Below are 17499 nucleotides of genomic sequence, written 5' to 3'. Positions count from 1 at the left end.
TCCTTTATATTTGTAGTACTAATTAGTACTAATTGACTTCAAAAAAATCCTACACTTGAATCAAGTGTAGAAGTGTCTGACCAGCGTTTACGAGTACCTGTGTATGCCCCTGCGATTCAGCCATGAGCATCGCTCCTTCCACAATGGTTACGAGCAAGACTGCCGTTTGTTGAATCGAGATATTTTCCTTGAATTCTCCACGGGCGATTCCCTCCACGAGCAGCTTTTCCGCTAGGTTCTGCCATTCGATCAGGAACTCGTTGATTCGCGCTTTGACTTCTGGTATTTGTGCCGACAGTAAGGAAAGGATGGGACAGCCTCCTACGCAGGAGCGCCCCTCCAGTTCCTCTGCGATGGTGGTAAAAATCAGCCCCACCCGTGCGGAAACAGACAGATCTGTTCGTTGCAGGATGGCTTCCAGTGCTCCTCTCAGTACGTTCATTCTGTAGCTGAGCACTGCTACGACGAGCTCCTCCTTGCTTTTGAAATGGTAGTAAATGTTGGACTTGGAGACTCTGCTATGTGCTACGACGTCATCCATGCTGGTATTCATGAGTCCTTTTTGCAAAAACAAATTGGATGCAGTGACGATGACATGGTCACGGTTTGAGGTTCGTTTCATGATTAGAACTATATAGTACTAGTGGGTGATTGTCAATCAGTGGAGGAGAAGAAAAAGCGCAGTTCTCTTCGACTCTGACACGCCCGCAAGGGGGATTTACTGTCCGTCTCCACTTCAAAAAAGGGACCGTCGAGCCAAAGCCACCCTACGGGCGGAAGTATCTCAAAGAAGAAGTGTTCGACAAGCGTGGTCCCCTTTTTGAAGTTCCGACTGGGTAGGCGTTGTCAAGGTCTGCGAGCCCTGCGCTTTTTCTTCTTACCAGCTTTGCCTTTTAAAACTTCGTATAAAAAAGAAAAGGTTGATGCCGTCTGTCACGGCATCAACCTTCACCCTTTAACTGATCGCAAATCTGTTTAATTTCGTTACAGCAGCAAGCATGGCAGCCGCCAGTTCATTTTCCTGGCTATCTTGTGCCCTTCTTAGATAAAGGCTGCGCAAAAAGTTTTTACTGTTCACTCGAGCGATGACCTGGGTACGACTTTTCGGCAGTTCTGCACAGCTTGCCAAGCCATTGATCCAGTCAGCGAGCTCCTGCTCTGGGAGCAAATCTTTAACTATCATCGTGTCGACAATGCTTGCCAGACGTTCATCTTCTTCGTCATTGAAAATATGCTTTCTGTTATCCAACACGCCCTGGATCGCACGAAGGATGTCTCGCTGTACGGCTTCGTCGCTCTCTGGGCACTGCACTAGCTCTAGGAATACGTCTGCCCCGTGTGCCGTACTGTGCGCCCAGCCTCCTTCTGACAAATAGCCGCGCAAATCTTTTTCTTCTTGAAAATAGCGGAGCATGGCGTTCTTCACATGCTGGAAATCAGCGAGCTCCAAAAAAGGCTTCTGCCTGTGACGTCGCATGATCAAGGCAATCGGTAATGCAGAGAATGTCCTCGTAAATACAGATTGATCACCCTCGCTGCCGATCTGATAGAACAAATGCGTATCGTCCGTCAGTTCTCGGAGAAGGCTGCGCAATTGCGCCTCCGTCAGATGTTTCTCATCAAGAATCCAGTAATAAAATGCCGGGTAAATGAGATTATCACGCAGCTCCGGGTCAGGGTCCCCTATGTATTGCAGCAATAGCCCGACGAAATCCTGTAGTTGCTCCCCTTCACGAATCAGGTATTGTTCCTGCTCCAATCTTTGCAGGTCCAGTATGAGTTTTGTTCTCGTATCCCTCACGTTTTCATCCGCCTCAACATCATCAAAATTTCCTCGACCACGATATCCGGTTCATCATGATGAATATAATGCCCGCTGCGACCGGCAATTCTTTGCTTGCTTGATGTAGATAGCCGCCTGAAATCGGTTTGCAGATTTTGTTCGATTTTCAAAATTTCCTCGTTCGGCCATTTCTCGTCCCATATGTCCGGTAAGCCTCTCGTAATAATTGAGACAGGTATGTCGCTTTGCAGAAAATGGTCAACGATTTCTTGGTAGCTCCGTATCTTATCGATCTTCTCGCTGTTTCGCATCGGATTCTGGTAATATTCTCGATTGGCTGCGATCAGGTTATCAGGCAAAACCTTTTCATAGGCGAGCTCCTTATATTCGGGAGCAGCGTCAACCAAAACCATCCCCGAAACAAGCTGCGGATATAGACTAGCAAACAGTCTAGCGACCAGACCGCCAAAAGAATGTCCGACCAAAATGTATGGCGGCTCCACCCCTATCTCCTGCAGCAAATCATATAGCTCCTCTACCAGATCACGACAAGTCCGCGGTACGACTGCTGCCGCTGGGCTCCTGCCAATCCCCGCACGATCATAGGAAAAAGTCGACGCTTCCTGCGAGATTCGATCTTGAACGATCTTCCATGTCTCACCGCTATCGCCCATTCCTGCTAAGAAGATGACGCACGGTGTCCCACTTTTTCGCGAATACAGCCTATGTATCCGTCGACACATGATCCCAGTCATCCTCCATGTAACGAACCAGCCAATTCAATGCTCTGTGTCTTTCAACAACTACTTCGTCATTCAAACCGCCTGCAACCGTGCGATTGTTGATGCGGGCATCCACGCATGCCCAATCATAGCGGTAGATTAAATCTGCTTGGTCGAGAATCTCTTGTTTGCTTCTCACAACTGCATTGCTATAGAAGGTGTCATAGTCACCTGCGCTTCTGAGAGCATCAATCGCAGTGCTCACATCACAAATCTCATCCGGGAATTCGAGCTCTTCTACATACCCGAGTGCCCACAGCAGTACCCAGTAGCATTCGTACATCCAAGCCATCTGAATCATATCGGTTCGGTCTGGCTGTGGATCATTCAAGAAATCTCTCTCTTTTTCCGTAAAAAATTCAGCAGCGCCAAACTGCTCAATAATTCCTTCGATGAACTCCCGCTCTTCCCTGATTTGCCCGTTTTCGGCGATCCCTCCGGCATATACCGCAATCAAGCACAGGGCAATCGCTCGCTGAACCATCTCGTCCTTGCTCCTGATAACAGCGTCCTCGTCCCCTACGATGACAGGAAGATGCGGGATGTACGGAATGCCTTGCTCCTGCAATAGCTTGATGCTCCGCTCCTTGCGCGTTTCTCCTGACTGGGAGGGCTGAATATGTCCATCGATCAGGTCTACGCTGACCGTCACTAGAAAATCGTCCACTTCCGATTCTCCTGCCGTATTGAGAATCAGCCTTCCTTGTTTATCGAGCATGTCTCCGGTAGGGAGAAAGACAATCCCGTGTACTTCTTCAGCAATCGCCATAATGGACGCAAACGTCTTCTGATCGATTTCCTTGCTCGCCACGATTCCTACCGCCACATTGAGCGCTGTAATTTGGTACAACAGCTTTTGCTGGACTTTCTCGTTGGCCGTTTCAATCTGTGCGAAGTAGCCGTACATCCCTTTTTTCATTTGAAGAAAGGCTTCTTGGTCATCGTCCTCACGCATAAGATTGAAGGTGATCTTGCTCTTGCTAAACCATTTTTTATCTGTCACGGTCACCGCTCGCTCGTCTGCGGATACCTCTACCAATTGATCACGAAAAGCCTCGACAATGGCAGCGACGACTTTCTCGCATTGTTGGATGGAGACATAGATGGTGCATTGATTCATCTGGCAACCTCCTTTGCTGAGCAAACATTTTCAAAGCACTGAATTTTGTAATCAATAGTCAATTATGGTATTCTAACCCTGTTTAATCAAGCCCAAATCTTTATAGTTATCGGCGAATCTATCACGATGATTGAAGGTGAAACCTATGAAAAACATCCTATTAGAGGAGTTCTCTCCGATTTGTCCGATTCAAGCTTTTGTCGAAGAGGATGAGAACGGCGTCTTTTTTTATTTGTGGGATTATCCCGGTGAGGAGCATGCTAGCATTCGCTCTTGTTGGGTAAGAAATTACGGACCCGCACCGGATTCGATCGATTTCGATGCCATGCAGGATGGTCAAGCTCCCATGCTTCCACGCGATTGCTGCGCTCATCCAGATGGAGCGGACAGGCTGGACCCGGAGCAGCTCTCGATCGTCTGGCTGGAGGAAGGCGATGCAGCAGCACTTTTGTATGAGGATGAGGTGCTGTGTGTGATTCCCAGCTGGGCTGGCCCTTCCCCGGACGGCTCGCACTATCCTTCGTATGCGCGAGATTGCACCGGAGAATCTCATTTATGCTTTCCGCTGGGAACATCAGAAACGAACGCCATGTTTGCCCGCATCGAGGCTGCCCAGCATTTTTGGGCGGTCTGGGATGGCAACCCTTGGCCTGACATCCAGCAGCAGTTCATGGACGCGATTACCTCGACTCTCGGCCCAGTTAAACAGTATTACGGCATCGACGGCGGTCACTGGCCCCCGAAAGCATTGGTAACCATCGAAAAAGGTGAAGTTACCTATGCGATGACCCTCGGCGTGTCCATATTGCGCCAGCCAAAAGTCGAGCAGTATACAGAAGAGCCAGAGCAATTACGCCGATTCGAGCTAGCCTTTGCCTGCGAAACCAAATGGCTTGCCCAAAACGAACAGCAATTGCTGGCCTACATCAGTGGCCAAACCTCTCTGCCGTGGTCGTATATGACCTTCCTCGCACAAGGTCACACCATTCCGTGCCAGGAAATCAGTCAAATCAACAGCCGCTTCTCCTCCATGCTGCTCGCAAAGCCTGAGGATGCACCGACCATTCCACTTCCGCTCATGGCGGGCGATCCCGTGAATCTGTTATGGATGATTCCGACAACCGCAGAGGAACAGCAGTATGCAGAAATGAACGGTTCTGAGCAATTGTTTCAGCGCTCCGCGGGAGATGGTGCGGAATGGATTTTTAATGGGGAATCAAAATTTATGAAATAAATGTGCTCCTCGTTAGATCGAATTTGTGAAGCAGCCCTGTCAACTATGGGCTGCTTCACGTATTCACACCGTTTGCAAAAAAGCCGGGAGGTCGCCGATGAAATTCAGCTTATTTCCAATCATGTTTATCCTTATTGCTTTCACAATGACAGCCTGTTCTAACGAGAAAACCTTACAAATAAATCAAGCCGAGATAGAAAGGCTACAGGCTGAAATCACTCAATTGAAAAACAAAAACAAAGAACTTGAGGCCTCTTTAGTTGAGGAAAAACAAAAGAATGATATGAATACTAAAATCTACGAAATACGAGATATCGTTGATCTACAGGCAAGAGAGATTTTTCGAGCTATGATGAAGGCTGATACTGAAAAAGTTAAACAGTATATTTCCAAGCAAGCTGCTGTGGAAGGAAAGAATTTTGTTTATAAGGTGGAGAACGAAATCATAACCACGCCATTTGTTATGGAGGGAAGCACTTTTCGTCAGAGGTCTTTCGGTATATATAAAGATGGACGATTTATTACAAATTATGAAGTATGGTTAAACGATGAGACTTACTCAGGAACACTAGAATTAGGCTTTACAGAGGAAAATAACGAATGGAAACTAAGTAGTATGCAAGGCGATAGATAATTCCTTGCCTGCAGTCGACGGTCCTCCTCTTCTGCAGGCCTTAGGCCCTAGCCCCACTACAAATCAAGCAACTCCATTCTCTCCATCTCTTTTTTCCTCTTCGCCTTCATCGCTCTTCTGCCTTCCGACCAAGCCAACGATAGAATCGCGATCCCTCCAATTGCTACCAAGATCAACGTCAGTTCACTGCCTTCTTTAAATAAACCAGTAACATAACCGTAGACCAGGTACGCCAAAAAGAAGCCTGGGAAAATAGCCCCCCAATAAGCGTGATTCAGTCTGCCGAGTAAATTTTGCATCCCCACAATACCGAGCCCAACCAAAAATTGAATCATCCCCGTACTCATCTGTTTTCATCTCTTTCTTGTTTGTATTTTTCAATAACGAGCTTGGCTACCTCCAAACTCATCCGTTCGTCAATGACCAGGTTTTTGATCATTTGCACGAACTCTACTTCCGCTTCCTTGCTATGTAATTCGATCTTTTTAATGATTCGGTCGAGCTTGGCCCGAACTGTTGGGTACGATACACCGTACTCATCAGCCATCCCCTTGAGAGAGCCCGAACTGATAATAAACTTCCTGATAAATTCGAGGGTCTCCTTGTCCAGAGCTAACACCCAAGATGGAATTTCGTCGCGTTCCATGAATCGCCTCGCCTCCTTCCTTTCATTATATTAATGAAAACCTTAATTTTATTCAAGTATTTTTTAATAAAATGAAAAATAACCATGAAAAAGGAGCATCTTCACCTGATGCTCCCGCTCGTGTCCTCATCCTTCTATTCAACCTTCGTTAATCGAATATCCATCCAATGTGCCCAACTCTCATTATTGCCCAAATACATTGAGTTCGGCCGCACTTGTCCATGGGTTATTGTTTACCTCGCTTAAGGCACGCAGTTTCATATAGCGACCTGTCTTGGCTGCAAAGCTGACTTCTTTCAACGTGGTATCATTTGCAAGGGTACCTGTGGCTACAGCTGTTCCCCAATTCACTCCATCACTACTGACGTAGAACTCATAGTTCTTGATCGTTCCGTTCACTTGACCATCTTGTCTGGGCAGGTAACTAAATTTGGAAATGCTATACGTTGCACCCAAGTCAATTTGAATCTCGTGCGGCATTGGAGCTACGGGACTCCATTTCGTGTGCCAAAACGTGCTGTTGTTTCCATCAAAGGCTTTCGGGGCTTCATTGTACAATTCATCGCTGTCTACATATTTTAGCGTCCAATTCGTTTGCGGAATCAGACTAGCTTCTCCTGCTGTGACTGCCACATTCACATTCATGGCAGAATTACTTGTGCTTGTCGTCGTAATCGTTACTCCCGATTTTTCTCCAGTGTAGGTATTACTGTTCGGATTGGTGTCTGGACTAAAGGAAGCAGCATGATTATTATTCGTGTAATAGAATGGGTCTTGGTATTCGCTCACGGATTGCTCTATGTCAATGAAAGGATGAGGATCATTCGTGTTATTATTCATGGATTCATCAATGTGCCAAACCGCGATGCCACCAGAATCTGTTTGCAAGCTAGCATCATATCCAACTTTTTCGCGATTCTCAACTAAAAAATACGTATTATCCTTTAAAGGAACCTTTAAAACATTATAATTATTCGGGATGGCTTGTAGCGTAAAATTGTTAGTGGCATTTACTACAGTTGGTGTTACAAATCCTACTTTTACTTTTGACCAGGCATCCATATGATTGGGTGTAGTTCCAGGTTCTTCCCCTTGGAGATTATTCCAGGTTCCATTTGCCATTAAACTTAGACCACCCACATGATTATTAGCACCATAGAGATCTGGAAGGCCCAAGGAATGACCCAATTCATGAGCAGTGATACCCATCGTTGCCATATGACCAAATTGTTTTTCACCCTGCGTCGTATACATACCTGATACTGTAACACCATCATGATTTGTGTTGGGAGCATACCACTGATGTGCCCAAATATTTGGCACTGCACCACCACTAGCCTCTTCATTACCAGCCAGAACAGTTACAATGTAGAAGCCATCTTTGGAGTCGATGACTTGATCATTATTGGTATCAAAACTAGCAAAGTTCACCTGAGGATCTGCTTTATCCAGTGCATCTGTTATAACCGTCCTAATGTCTTTTCCCGATGTATCCGGATGAGCGTAATCTAATCTTACTTTCACAACTCCATCATTTTGCGTACCATATATTTCGGATGCTGGAATGATCTGTGCTTTTCCATTACTCACTTCATTATAGTAATGCTTTACTGACTTTTGATTTGCAGAAAAGAATTTGTTGCTCCAATCGTTGGCGCTATATGCGATATCAACATCTGTAAACCCAATTAACAAAACAAGCAATTTTGGGGTTCCTGAAACTGGCGTGACACTTCCGTCAATATTCTCTGGCAATCCCGAAAATTCATTTTGCAGCTCATTCATGAACTCCTGTTTTTTATTTGCTTGAGGGTCGTACTTATTTATCCATTTCATCAATTTGTTCTCATTTACCGCTTTTGAAGGCTTTTTGTCAATTTTATATTTTTTCCCCGTCGATTTCAGATCATCTGATGTAAGTTCAGCGTACTTCCAATACCCCTCCTGATCTTGTAAAAGTACATCGCCATCCTTTGTGCTTGCCCAATGGAACCATTCATCTCCATGCATCACCGCTTGAAACGATTCACCTGACGGTTGCTTCATTTTGACAACTCCATCGTATGCGGGTGCGGCGAAAACGTCGGTTTGAAAGTACAAAACACAAATCAAAGAAAAAACAGACGTGATCAGGTATTTAAAACTTTTTTGCATAGCCATTCCTCCTGTTTTAGAAGTTGTTCTCCTGTGGGAATGGTCCCCTCTATAGATTCATGAAGAACACCCCCTTTCTATGGCAGGCGGAAAATTCTGTTGATAACTGCACCAGATTCATACATAGGATGAATGGACAGATCATCTATACAGAACAACCAGAATACCCTTACCTACAATATTGGTAAATTTTGTCAACATGTTAACTTTTTCTATAAATCGGGGATTTTTTTATAATTAGCCAATAAAACGGAATTGATGGAGCATGCTTGCGGCACCCCATATAGAAAAAATCCCGCCCCTCATGATGAGAAGCGGGATCACCTATCATTATTTGAATGCCTTTCCTGTTACTGCATCCAGCCTAAAGCCAGAAATCGTGTCCACCGTATAAACCAGAAGTGACTTTTGTTGCAGCTTCCCATCTGCTACTGGAAGCACATACCCCAATTCAACCGGATGACTCTGCAAAAATCGCTTGGCTGCTTCTTCCCTCGATAGGACTGTATCCAATTCCGGGAAGGATTCAGTCGGACTCGTGAAATAGTCCATGAAATTGACAATCTCCCCGTTCTGCCCATCCACATTGACGAGGTAATGCTGGTCAGCAACGATCACGCCATTATGAAGGGCGTAAAAAGTGAAGCTGTAAGCCGTTGCAGAAGGCATCGACATCTGGGTCTCATCGATTTTCAGTTCCTTCACACTGCTGTCCAGATAAGGCTGCAAAAACTGAACAGCTTTTTCCTTGGCCTCCTCATAGCTAAGCTGGGCATTTACTGGATGTTTCTGATGCTGTGTGGAGCTGGCCGTCTCTTTACTGCGGCGCACCTGAAAGCCTGTGATTACCCCGTCGTTTGAGTAGACAGTGACTCTGCCTAGCCCGTCCTTGGCCTTGTAGGTCGTCATCTGCTCACCCTTCATCTTCTTATCGCCACCAGTGAGGATAAATTCATCCAGCTTCACCTGAAACTGTTCCGCCACAGCCTTCGCCACTTCTTCCTCCGTTTGCACAGTAACCTTCTTGCCTCCAGGTGTTACCGGGATTGGATCGGAGTACCGGCTTTTATGCGACGCTTCTCCCCATACCTCTTCTCCTGTCACCGCATTCACATATCCAGTCGTCTGAAGAGAATATGTCAATGACGGCTTCCCCGTATTTCTCGAACTCGCAAAATAAGTAAGCTCCATGAACGACGTCACTTTCTCTGAGAGCTCTTCTTCGGACAATACGGAGTCCGGTTCGGCAAACGACTCCGACGATATTTGCAGTGGAGTAGCTTCAAACGTATTGATATATTTGACGCCATTGCTGTTGACGCCAACGACGTATCGGTCCGTGAAAACGGGCAGCCCATTTGCATAGCGCGTATAGGTCACCGCATCCCAATCATTGCCGCTGGTCTGACTCACTTGGTATTGCTTGAATTCGTCTCCCAACAGCACTTGTAAAAAGGCAGCAGACATTTGCCTCGCTTGTGCTTCTGTAGGCGAAGGAGCTTCCTCGTTCATCGCTTTCTCATTTTCGTAGCTGCTAATTTTCCCCGTAGCTGCCATCATCTCGACAAATGCATACCGCTGTTCTCTTCCTTGCTCCTTTTGATAGAAGACAATTTCATAGATCCCATCTTCTTTTCCGATGACTTTGGGTTCCATCGTCTTTAGTTCCGGAACGAGATTGAACAGCTTTTCCAAGGTTTGCTTCGCGGCAGGGGATACTTCCGCCAGCTTCAGCTGCTGACCTTTCAACACGAGCGGAGCTTCTGGCTGCGTCGTCATGATAGATTCCGGATTGGTAATCAGCCTGGTAAAAATCGGCGCCAGCAAAAAGACTGCGAGCAGCACCGCTGCGGATAATCCTAGTCGAATTGTCGTGCGTCGCGTTTTGCTTCTGCTGCGATGCTGTTGATCGACCTCGACCAGTTTCCTTTCTAATTTGTGCAAAAACTCGCTGCGGGGGACTGCATCCGGTCTGTTCCGAAATTCCTGTAACACTTCTTCATCGCTAGGAAATTTCATGCACACCAGCCCCCTTTTCATAAATGTGTAACGCCGTTTCTTTTACCATCTTCATCGCGCGGTGAAAGTCTACCTTGACCTTCGCCTCTGTACACCCGAGAATTTCTGCTGTTTCCTTCACCGTATACTCTCTGATTCCCCGCAATACGATGACGTTTCGGTACTTGGGCTTCAGTTTTAGCAGCGCTTTTTCAAAATGAGTACGTTCCTCTTTATCCTGCAACTCTTTTTCCGGCAAACCCTCTGTGCTGGGCAACAGCTTTAGCAAGGTCCCGGCAAAAATCGTTTGCAGCCGTTTCTTTCTGTATTCATCGATGGCGACATGCTTGGCAATATGCAAAATCCAAGTGCGCATACTCGAGCGCTCCTCAAATCTATGCAAGGATTTAATGACGCGCACAAACACTTCTTGGGTCAAATCCTCTGCGGTTTCCCGACTTCCGATAAAATGATAGAGATACTGATAGACTTCTTTGGAATACATCCTGTATATCCCTGATATGTCTTGCTGACCTCGATCTTCTCGAGCATCCAAGGCTTCTTCCTCCTCTTCTCGCGACAGGACATGATGGAATCCCGCTTCTCATAATGGGAAGCGGGATCGAATACGATTATTTGAATGATTTTCCTGTTACCGCGTCAAGCAAGAAGTAAGAGACCGTGTCGATAGAATAAACCAGACTTGGCTTTGCTTGCACCTTCACGTTCTGAACAGGGAACATGTACCCGAGCACAGCAGGTCGGTCTTTCAAAAACTGTTTGGCGGCTGCCTCTTTGGAAATGGCGGTCTTTTTGTCCGGGAAAGGAGCAGCAGGCTTCGTAAAGTAGTCCATGAAATTCACGATTTCCCCGGTCTGTCCGTCTACGTTGACGAGGTATTGCTGGTCTGTCACGACCACACCGTCATGCAAGGCGTAGAAGCTGAAACTGTATGCCGTTGCAGAAGGCATCATGATCTTGGTCTGATCGATCTTCAGCTCTTTCACACTAGCGTCGAGGTACGGTTGCAAAAACTGAACCGCTTTTTCCTTGGCTTGCTCGTATGAAAGCTGGGCATTCGCCGGATTGTTGCCATGCTGTATGGTATGGGCCATCTCGACTTTTCCACGGACCTGGAAGCCGGTCACTTCGTTGTTGTTCGTATAGACCGTGATACTGCCGTCTCTTCCCTTGGACTTGTAAATCGTTTCCCCTTCCCCTTTCATTTCCTCTGGGGTATGTGTATCCGTCTCTAACGTGATTCCATCCATTTTCATTTGAAATTCTTCTGTCAGCACCTTCGTAGCTTCATCGGCATTGCTGACTGTGAACTTCTTACCGCCTGGCTTGACCCCTATGACATCCGAGTAACGGCTTTTAAGGGAAGAGGCACTCTCGATTTCTTCTCCTGTCACAGCATCCAAGTATCCGGTCGACTCCATCGAGTATTTCAAAGTCGGCTTTCCTGTCTCCTTTTTATGAGCGGAATAAGTGAGCTCCATGAGCGCAGCGACTTTCCCCGTCACTTCTTCTTTGGACAATACCTTTCCTGGCTTGGCAAACAAGGAGGAGGCTGCTCGGAGCGGGGCACCTTCAAACGTGTTCACGTACATGACACTCGAACTGTTGACGCCAACGACATAACGATCGGTGAAAACAGGTACACCATGCTCGTGGCGCGTGTAGGTGACAGCATCCCATTCGCCCTTGGTTGTTTGGGTGGCTTTGTACTTTTTGAAATCATCGCCCAAGAGCTTTTGCAAAAATGCCGCAGATTTTTGTTTGGCAACCGCTTCCGATGGCTGATTGTTTTGCTTCTGCATTTCCTGTTCGTTTTCGTAGCTATGCAAAGCACCTGTCGTTGCATCCAGGCCGACCATGGCATACAGCTCCATCTTGCCTGGGGCAATTCCTTTGTCAAAGCGCAGCTCGTACACATCGTTTTTCGGTCCGTTAATCTTTTTGTCCATGCTTTTTAATTCAGGCTGGATGGCATAGAGCGTCTGGAGTGTTTTTTCTGCTGCTGGTGAGAGCTTCACTCCCTGCCCTTGATTGGTCGCAGCTTGTACGGTCATTATTGGATGTTGCAGCCATAGCGGAGTTGTCGCCAACAGACTTGCCATGAGTAACGTACTTGCCAATTTCTTTGTATGTTTCACAGTTGTTCCCTCCCAAGGAATTTTGTGTTTGTTTTTTGTCCTATGTAATAGTCGGAAAAACCACAGGGAGGTTACAAAATAAAAAAACCACCCTTTCAGGTGGCGGTTTTCATGACCCGTGTGCAGTAGATAGAGACTCTTCTGTAGCATCTGTTTGAAAATAAGCTCCCCACTCTCGCAAATAATCAATGACAGGTCCCAAGCCTTTCCCTAGCTCGGTCAGTTCGTACTCTACTTTTGGTGGAACGACAGGATACACTTCACGCTTGACGATTCCTGCTTCCTCCAACTCCCGCAATTGTTCTGCCAGCATTTTATGATTCACACCGATTATATTTTTCTTTAACTCACCGTACCTTTTTTTCCCTCGGAGCAACTGACAAATGATCGATATCTTCCACCTTCCCGCAAAAACCGAGACGGCAAGCTCGATCGGGCAAGGATATTCCTTGCCATTTAATAGATACATCATCGATGGCCTCTTCATCCCACTCACTTCCCTTTTCGTAAGTATTAACCGAAAAAGTGCGTACTTACTTTTCTTTAGTGTATTCGGTATGCTCAGTTTTGTAAAACACTTTTAAAGGAGGAGCTCATGGAAAAGCAAGTTCGGGTAGGTCAGTGGACGTAGCTTACGCAGCGAAGGGAAACGGTCCCGCTCTGTTATTGATTCACAGTCCGTGGGAACAAGGAAAGACCCTCATCGAGGAAATCTCCCATTTTCTATCAACGGTTTCATAAATTTATTCGAAAGTAGGATGACATCATGCGTAAAGATCAAATCATAGAAGCCTATCAATTCAGACATGCCTGCAAGGAGTTTGATGCAGCTAAAAAAATTGCGAATGAAGACTTTGATTTTATTATGGAGACTGCTCGCCTGTCGCCTAGCTCCTTTGGCTTTGAACCATGGAACTTCCTCGTGCTGCAAGATCCGGTTCTTAGAGAAAAGCTGTTACCCGTCACATGGGGTGCGCAAAAACAACTGCCGACTGCAAGCCATTTCGTCATCGTACTGGCGCGGACTAAACAAGAAATGACCGCTGATTCCGAATATATCCAACATATGATGAAAGACACGCAGGAGTTGCCGGAAAACGTCGTACAACAAAAAGGTGCCGCCTACGATCACTTCCTAAAAACCGATTTCGCCCTGTTTGACGACGAGCGAGTCATGTTCCAATGGGCATCCAGACAGACCTACATCGCACTTGGCAATATGATGACGTCTGCTGCCATGATCGGCATTGATTCTTGCCCCATTGAAGGCTTTGCAAAAGAAAAGGTCGAGGATATCCTAGCAGCGGAGGGACTCCTCGACAGAGAACGCTTCGGCGTCGCTTGTATGGTGGCTTTTGGCTACCGGAAAAATGAACCCCGTGCGAAAAACAGACAAGCGAAGGAAGAGATTATTCGTTTTATCGGGTAAAACCAATGATTAGCTTCACGTAAAAAGCATTCGTATTGCGAATGCTTTTTGTCGTTTTATATACATTTCAGTGAGTCTTCCTTATCACTAAATGTGAAAGATTAGTGAACAAAACTAGCATATATTTACAATTATCCAAATAATTGATATGTTGTATTTGTCCCAAATTTTACATACTCAGGAGGAATTTACATGAAAAAGTTTGCTACTACTGGTCTACTTGCCCTAACACTCGTACTAAGTGTATCTGCATCCGCATTTGCTGCCGTATACCCTGATAATGAACCTAACAACAGAAGAGACGACGCAAATATTTTTCATGTAGCTGATGGAAATCAAATCAACGGAAAACTGGATAGAAATAACGGGGACGGGCAAGATTATTTCAAGTTTACTCCTACAGTAAATCAAAAAGTGCGTTTTCAAATCGCTTACTCCAAAGCTAATTCGCAAGAATTCACGCTAGTGTTAAACAGTAACTACAAGTACGCAACAACTCGAACAAAGGACTATTTCGATGTTGATTTGGTAGCTGGAAGAGAATACAACATAAGAGTTGAAGGCGTATCTTATGATTTGGACAACAACAACTTCAACTATTCCGTATATACCTACGTGTTGCCAAACTAAAAAACATGACAAAGTCGCCAGCAATGGCGACTTTGTTGCATAGAAAACATGAAAACAGCCATCGCACAAAACGACAGCTGTCAGGTTGATACTAAACCTTAATCCCCGTACTGAAAGCCTACGATACGACCGGCTTCATCCACAGAAATGGTGATCCCCTTGCCATCGGCTGGACGGAACGTCACATCTGCTGTCACAAAGCCATAATCGTAGTCTTCAAAATTGGCACCGCCACCGCCCTGCTCGACCTTTGCCTCTACTTTATACTGGCTCGCTTGATCACCCACCAGCTGTTTCAGGAAAACGGCTGCTTTCTCTTTTGCCATCTTCTCGGCAGGGAGCTTTTTCGACACCCAATCTGGTTTTTGGATCATTACTTTACTCAATTCGTTTGTACGGGTATCCATGATAACAAAAGCTTCTGCACGAGGGGTCGGACTGTACACCCGTTTTTGCGCTTCAAACATTTTCATGAGTTGCCAGTTACCTTCGATGCCGTAATCATCATAATCGGAAAACTGTGCAGTATATGGGAAAAGCTTCGTCACCTCGGCTACTACCTTTTCCACCTCAGGGGAAAACTTGCGCTGCTCCACACCCGCTGGAATGCTTACTTCGAATGTTTTCTCATCGAAAACGGGTTGGAAATCCACCTTGTCTACGGTGTACGAAAACGCTAGCGCTTGATTGTGGGAGAAGCTGCGTTTGAGCAGCAGCCCTGTTTCTTTATCGATCCACAGGTCATCCTGGTAATGATGAAGCTTGCCATCGATTTTCGCCTCTTCTTTTTTGGCGACGTGATACACGGCTCGATTCAACAGTTGTGCTTCCTTCACGGTGATCGCCACCTTCGAATCTGGCAACGCCACTTTCAAACGCTGTAGCTCTCGCTTCGTCTTGTTGATTTCATTATCGTATGTGCCTATCGTTGCGGAGTGGACAAACCCGCTGCCGCCTTCTTGATACGCCGCCACCTGCCCTGCCTTCCCTACGGCATGCTGAACCCTTTTCCCGTCTGAGATTTCCTCTCTCCATTCTCCTTTGATCGTGTTATCCCATATTTTTGCCTTTTGGGTCTCGGTGCCCTGCTTCCCTTTCGATGTGTGCGTGGATTCGATGAACATGGAGATAGGCTGTTTTTTGTCCATTTCTTTGACGAGCTGATCAAAAGTGATCGCTTGCACTTTATTCGCAGCGACTACCATGTTCGTTTGCGCTTGTGCGCTCCCCAATGGGGATACCGCTGAGAGAAGGAGTGCTGCCATGCTAACGGTAACAAGTGCTTGCTTTTTCATGTCGGTTCATCCTTTCGACTCGTTGATTGCTGTTCACTTGTTACGATCCTCGTCATGCACAGCTTGTGACACAAACCCCTAAAAAATATGTTTTTCAAATTTCTGTCACGTTTTTCTCCCCGGCAGGATCATCCCTTTTAGCAAATCGCTAGTATACATAGGGAGAACAATTCACATGAAATTTCAAATGGTCAACCACGCTTCATTTCTATGGGAACACGATTCCATCAAATTATTGACCGATCCTTGGCTTACGGGAACTGCCTTTGATAACGGCTGGGGCTTGTTAGCCAAGACCCGCTTCACCTCTGAGGATTTTGCCGAGATTACGCATATATGGTTTTCTCATGAGCATCCGGATCATTTTCATCCACAGAGCCTGCGAACCATACCCGAGGAGTATCGCAAGCGAATCACAATCCTCTACCAGCAGTCAGCCGATAAAAAAGTAATCGAATGGTGCCGTGCTTTTGGCTTTCAGCAAGTCATTGAGCTCTCCCCGGACGAATGGTACTCTTTGTCCGACGATGTCTCTGTCTTGTGTCGGCCGTTTCCTGTCGGCGATTCGTGGCTGTGCATCAAGACGGCTGACATGACGATCTTGAACCTGAACGATTGCGAGGTCAGCACCACACAAGAAGCCAAGGATATCCTAAACCATGTCGGTGACATCGATCTATTATGGACGCAATTCTCGTATGCAGGCTGGGCGGGGAACAAGGAAGACTTCCTACTCCGCAAAAAACGAGCCATGGAAAAGCTCGCCCGGGTGAGAAAACAGGTGGAAGTCCTTCAACCTCTCTACGTGATTCCCTTCGCCAGCTTCGCCTGGTTTTGTCACGAGGAAAACTATTACATGAATGATGCAATCAATAAAGTAGACACTGTGTACCGCCTCCTGCAAGAAGAAACGGATGCCGAACCCATTATTTTGTATCCCGGCGATACGTGGACGCCACATGAAGCTCATGATCCTGCGAAGGCGCTCGCCCTCTACGCACGCGACTATGAGAAGATGGCTTCCTCTCCTACTCTTCTTCCTTCTGTCAAAATCGAATGGGACAAGCTCACGCGTGCTGGCTTGGACTTCATGCAACAGATTCGGAAAAATAATCATTCGCTGTTTCTCTCTATCGTTAGGCCCGTTACCTTTTATTTGTCAGACTATCAAAAGACCTTTCGCTTTTCCCTAGCAGATGGGTTGATCGAATCCCCATACGATCCAGTCGATTGTGATGTGGAACTGTCATCTGAGGCCCTGCATTATTGCTTCACCCATTTATGGGGGTGGAGTACGCTGCGCATCAATGGCAGACTACAAGCGCCGAAAGGTCGGAATGCCCGTTTTAAGCGCTTTGTCTTGCTCGGGCATGTTGCACAACTGAACAATTTCGGTATTTATATGGGATGGAACTGGGCATTTGTCCGTTTTGCGGTTCAATATTTGGGAGAGAAGATTCGCAACCGCTATATTACGACAGACAATATATGAAAATAGGAAAATACACCCATTTTATTTTCGTTTGAATAGGTGTATTTAGTCCTAGTACCCTTGATTATGTAAGAGAGGGGAATTTTTGTTGGAATATTCACAATTAACCTATCCTATTTCCAGTATTATACACCCCATGATAG

Annotated in this window: 17 protein-coding genes; 5 read left to right on the top strand and 12 right to left on the bottom strand. The window is 46.2% G+C overall.

Annotated elements, in window-relative coordinates; translation table 11 throughout:
* Window positions 1–49: 49 nt before the first annotated feature.
* The 4 genes from POF51_RS25120 to POF51_RS25105 form a co-directional block, all read right to left on the bottom strand.
* Window positions 50–622 (bottom strand): TetR/AcrR family transcriptional regulator, encoded by a 573-nt coding sequence (locus tag POF51_RS25120; protein ID WP_069851712.1) that lies wholly within the window; start codon window positions 620–622, stop codon window positions 50–52.
* A 333-nt stretch (window positions 623–955) separates the two neighbouring features.
* Window positions 956–1801: a DUF2785 domain-containing protein gene (locus tag POF51_RS25115; protein ID WP_069851709.1), complete on the bottom strand. Its 846-nt coding sequence runs from the start codon at window positions 1799–1801 to the stop codon at window positions 956–958.
* Entirely contained in the window at window positions 1798–2526 is a 729-nt protein-coding gene (locus POF51_RS25110) for an alpha/beta fold hydrolase (protein WP_083261721.1), read from the bottom strand. The genes POF51_RS25115 and POF51_RS25110 overlap by 4 nt, the downstream gene beginning before the upstream one ends.
* Entirely contained in the window at window positions 2507–3685 is a 1179-nt protein-coding gene (locus POF51_RS25105) for a DUF4272 domain-containing protein (RefSeq protein WP_271756279.1), read from the bottom strand. The genes POF51_RS25110 and POF51_RS25105 overlap by 20 nt, the downstream gene beginning before the upstream one ends.
* Before the next feature lie 145 nt (window positions 3686–3830).
* Here POF51_RS25105 and POF51_RS25100 point away from each other — a divergent pair, with 145 nt between their 5' ends.
* Window positions 3831–4919: a suppressor of fused domain protein gene (locus tag POF51_RS25100; RefSeq protein ID WP_069851704.1), complete on the top strand. Its 1089-nt coding sequence runs from the start codon at window positions 3831–3833 to the stop codon at window positions 4917–4919.
* A 97-nt stretch (window positions 4920–5016) separates the two neighbouring features.
* Window positions 5017–5553 carry a hypothetical protein gene (locus POF51_RS25095; protein WP_069851702.1) on the top strand — a complete coding sequence of 179 codons (537 nt, stop codon included), beginning with the start codon at window positions 5017–5019 and terminating at the stop codon, window positions 5551–5553.
* Between the two features lie 56 nt (window positions 5554–5609).
* Here the strand turns inward: POF51_RS25095 and POF51_RS25090 are convergent, their stop codons facing one another.
* The 7 genes from POF51_RS25090 to POF51_RS25060 form a co-directional block, all read right to left on the bottom strand.
* Complete coding sequence (locus POF51_RS25090; RefSeq protein WP_017251753.1) at window positions 5610–5900, bottom strand: hypothetical protein; 291 nt, start codon at window positions 5898–5900, stop codon at window positions 5610–5612.
* Entirely contained in the window at window positions 5897–6199 is a 303-nt protein-coding gene (locus POF51_RS25085; protein WP_017251752.1) for a DUF2089 family protein, read from the bottom strand. The genes POF51_RS25090 and POF51_RS25085 overlap by 4 nt, the downstream gene beginning before the upstream one ends.
* 183 nt (window positions 6200–6382) lie before the next feature.
* Window positions 6383–8353: a M6 family metalloprotease domain-containing protein gene (locus POF51_RS25080; RefSeq protein WP_271756278.1), complete on the bottom strand. Its 1971-nt coding sequence runs from the start codon at window positions 8351–8353 to the stop codon at window positions 6383–6385.
* Between the two features lie 330 nt (window positions 8354–8683).
* On the bottom strand, window positions 8684–10372 hold the full coding sequence (locus POF51_RS25075) for a YcdB/YcdC domain-containing protein (protein ID WP_271756277.1): 1689 nt from the start codon (window positions 10370–10372) through the stop codon (window positions 8684–8686).
* On the bottom strand, window positions 10359–10907 hold the full coding sequence (locus POF51_RS25070; RefSeq protein WP_083261720.1) for an RNA polymerase sigma factor: 549 nt from the start codon (window positions 10905–10907) through the stop codon (window positions 10359–10361). The genes POF51_RS25075 and POF51_RS25070 overlap by 14 nt, the downstream gene beginning before the upstream one ends.
* Window positions 10908–10983: 76 nt before the next feature.
* The gene (locus POF51_RS25065) at window positions 10984–12510 is read right to left on the bottom strand and encodes a YcdB/YcdC domain-containing protein (protein ID WP_069851695.1); all 1527 of its coding nucleotides are present in this window, start codon (window positions 12508–12510) and stop codon (window positions 10984–10986) included.
* Window positions 12511–12619: 109 nt separating this feature from the next.
* Complete coding sequence (locus POF51_RS25060; protein ID WP_069851693.1) at window positions 12620–12982, bottom strand: winged helix-turn-helix transcriptional regulator; 363 nt, start codon at window positions 12980–12982, stop codon at window positions 12620–12622.
* Between the two features lie 294 nt (window positions 12983–13276).
* Here POF51_RS25060 and POF51_RS25055 point away from each other — a divergent pair, with 294 nt between their 5' ends.
* Window positions 13277–13939: an NAD(P)H-dependent oxidoreductase gene (locus POF51_RS25055; RefSeq protein WP_069851691.1), complete on the top strand. Its 663-nt coding sequence runs from the start codon at window positions 13277–13279 to the stop codon at window positions 13937–13939.
* 192 nt (window positions 13940–14131) lie between these two features.
* Complete coding sequence (locus tag POF51_RS25050) at window positions 14132–14569, top strand: hypothetical protein (RefSeq protein ID WP_069851689.1); 438 nt, start codon at window positions 14132–14134, stop codon at window positions 14567–14569.
* Between the two features lie 98 nt (window positions 14570–14667).
* Here the strand turns inward: POF51_RS25050 and POF51_RS25045 are convergent, their stop codons facing one another.
* Window positions 14668–15864: a hypothetical protein gene (locus POF51_RS25045; protein WP_271756276.1), complete on the bottom strand. Its 1197-nt coding sequence runs from the start codon at window positions 15862–15864 to the stop codon at window positions 14668–14670.
* A gap of 175 nt (window positions 15865–16039) precedes the next feature.
* On the opposite strand from POF51_RS25045, the gene POF51_RS25040 reads away from it, so the two are divergent.
* The gene (locus POF51_RS25040; protein ID WP_069851686.1) at window positions 16040–17356 is read left to right on the top strand and encodes an MBL fold metallo-hydrolase; all 1317 of its coding nucleotides are present in this window, start codon (window positions 16040–16042) and stop codon (window positions 17354–17356) included.
* The last annotated feature ends 143 nt before the right edge of the window (window positions 17357–17499 follow it).

The organism is Brevibacillus sp. AG (assembly GCF_028369215.1).
Classification (GTDB): Bacteria; Bacillota; Bacilli; order Brevibacillales; family Brevibacillaceae; genus Brevibacillus; species Brevibacillus porteri.
The sequence above is the reverse complement of the archived record's forward strand: the minus strand, read 5'-3'. Positions and strand labels throughout refer to the sequence as shown.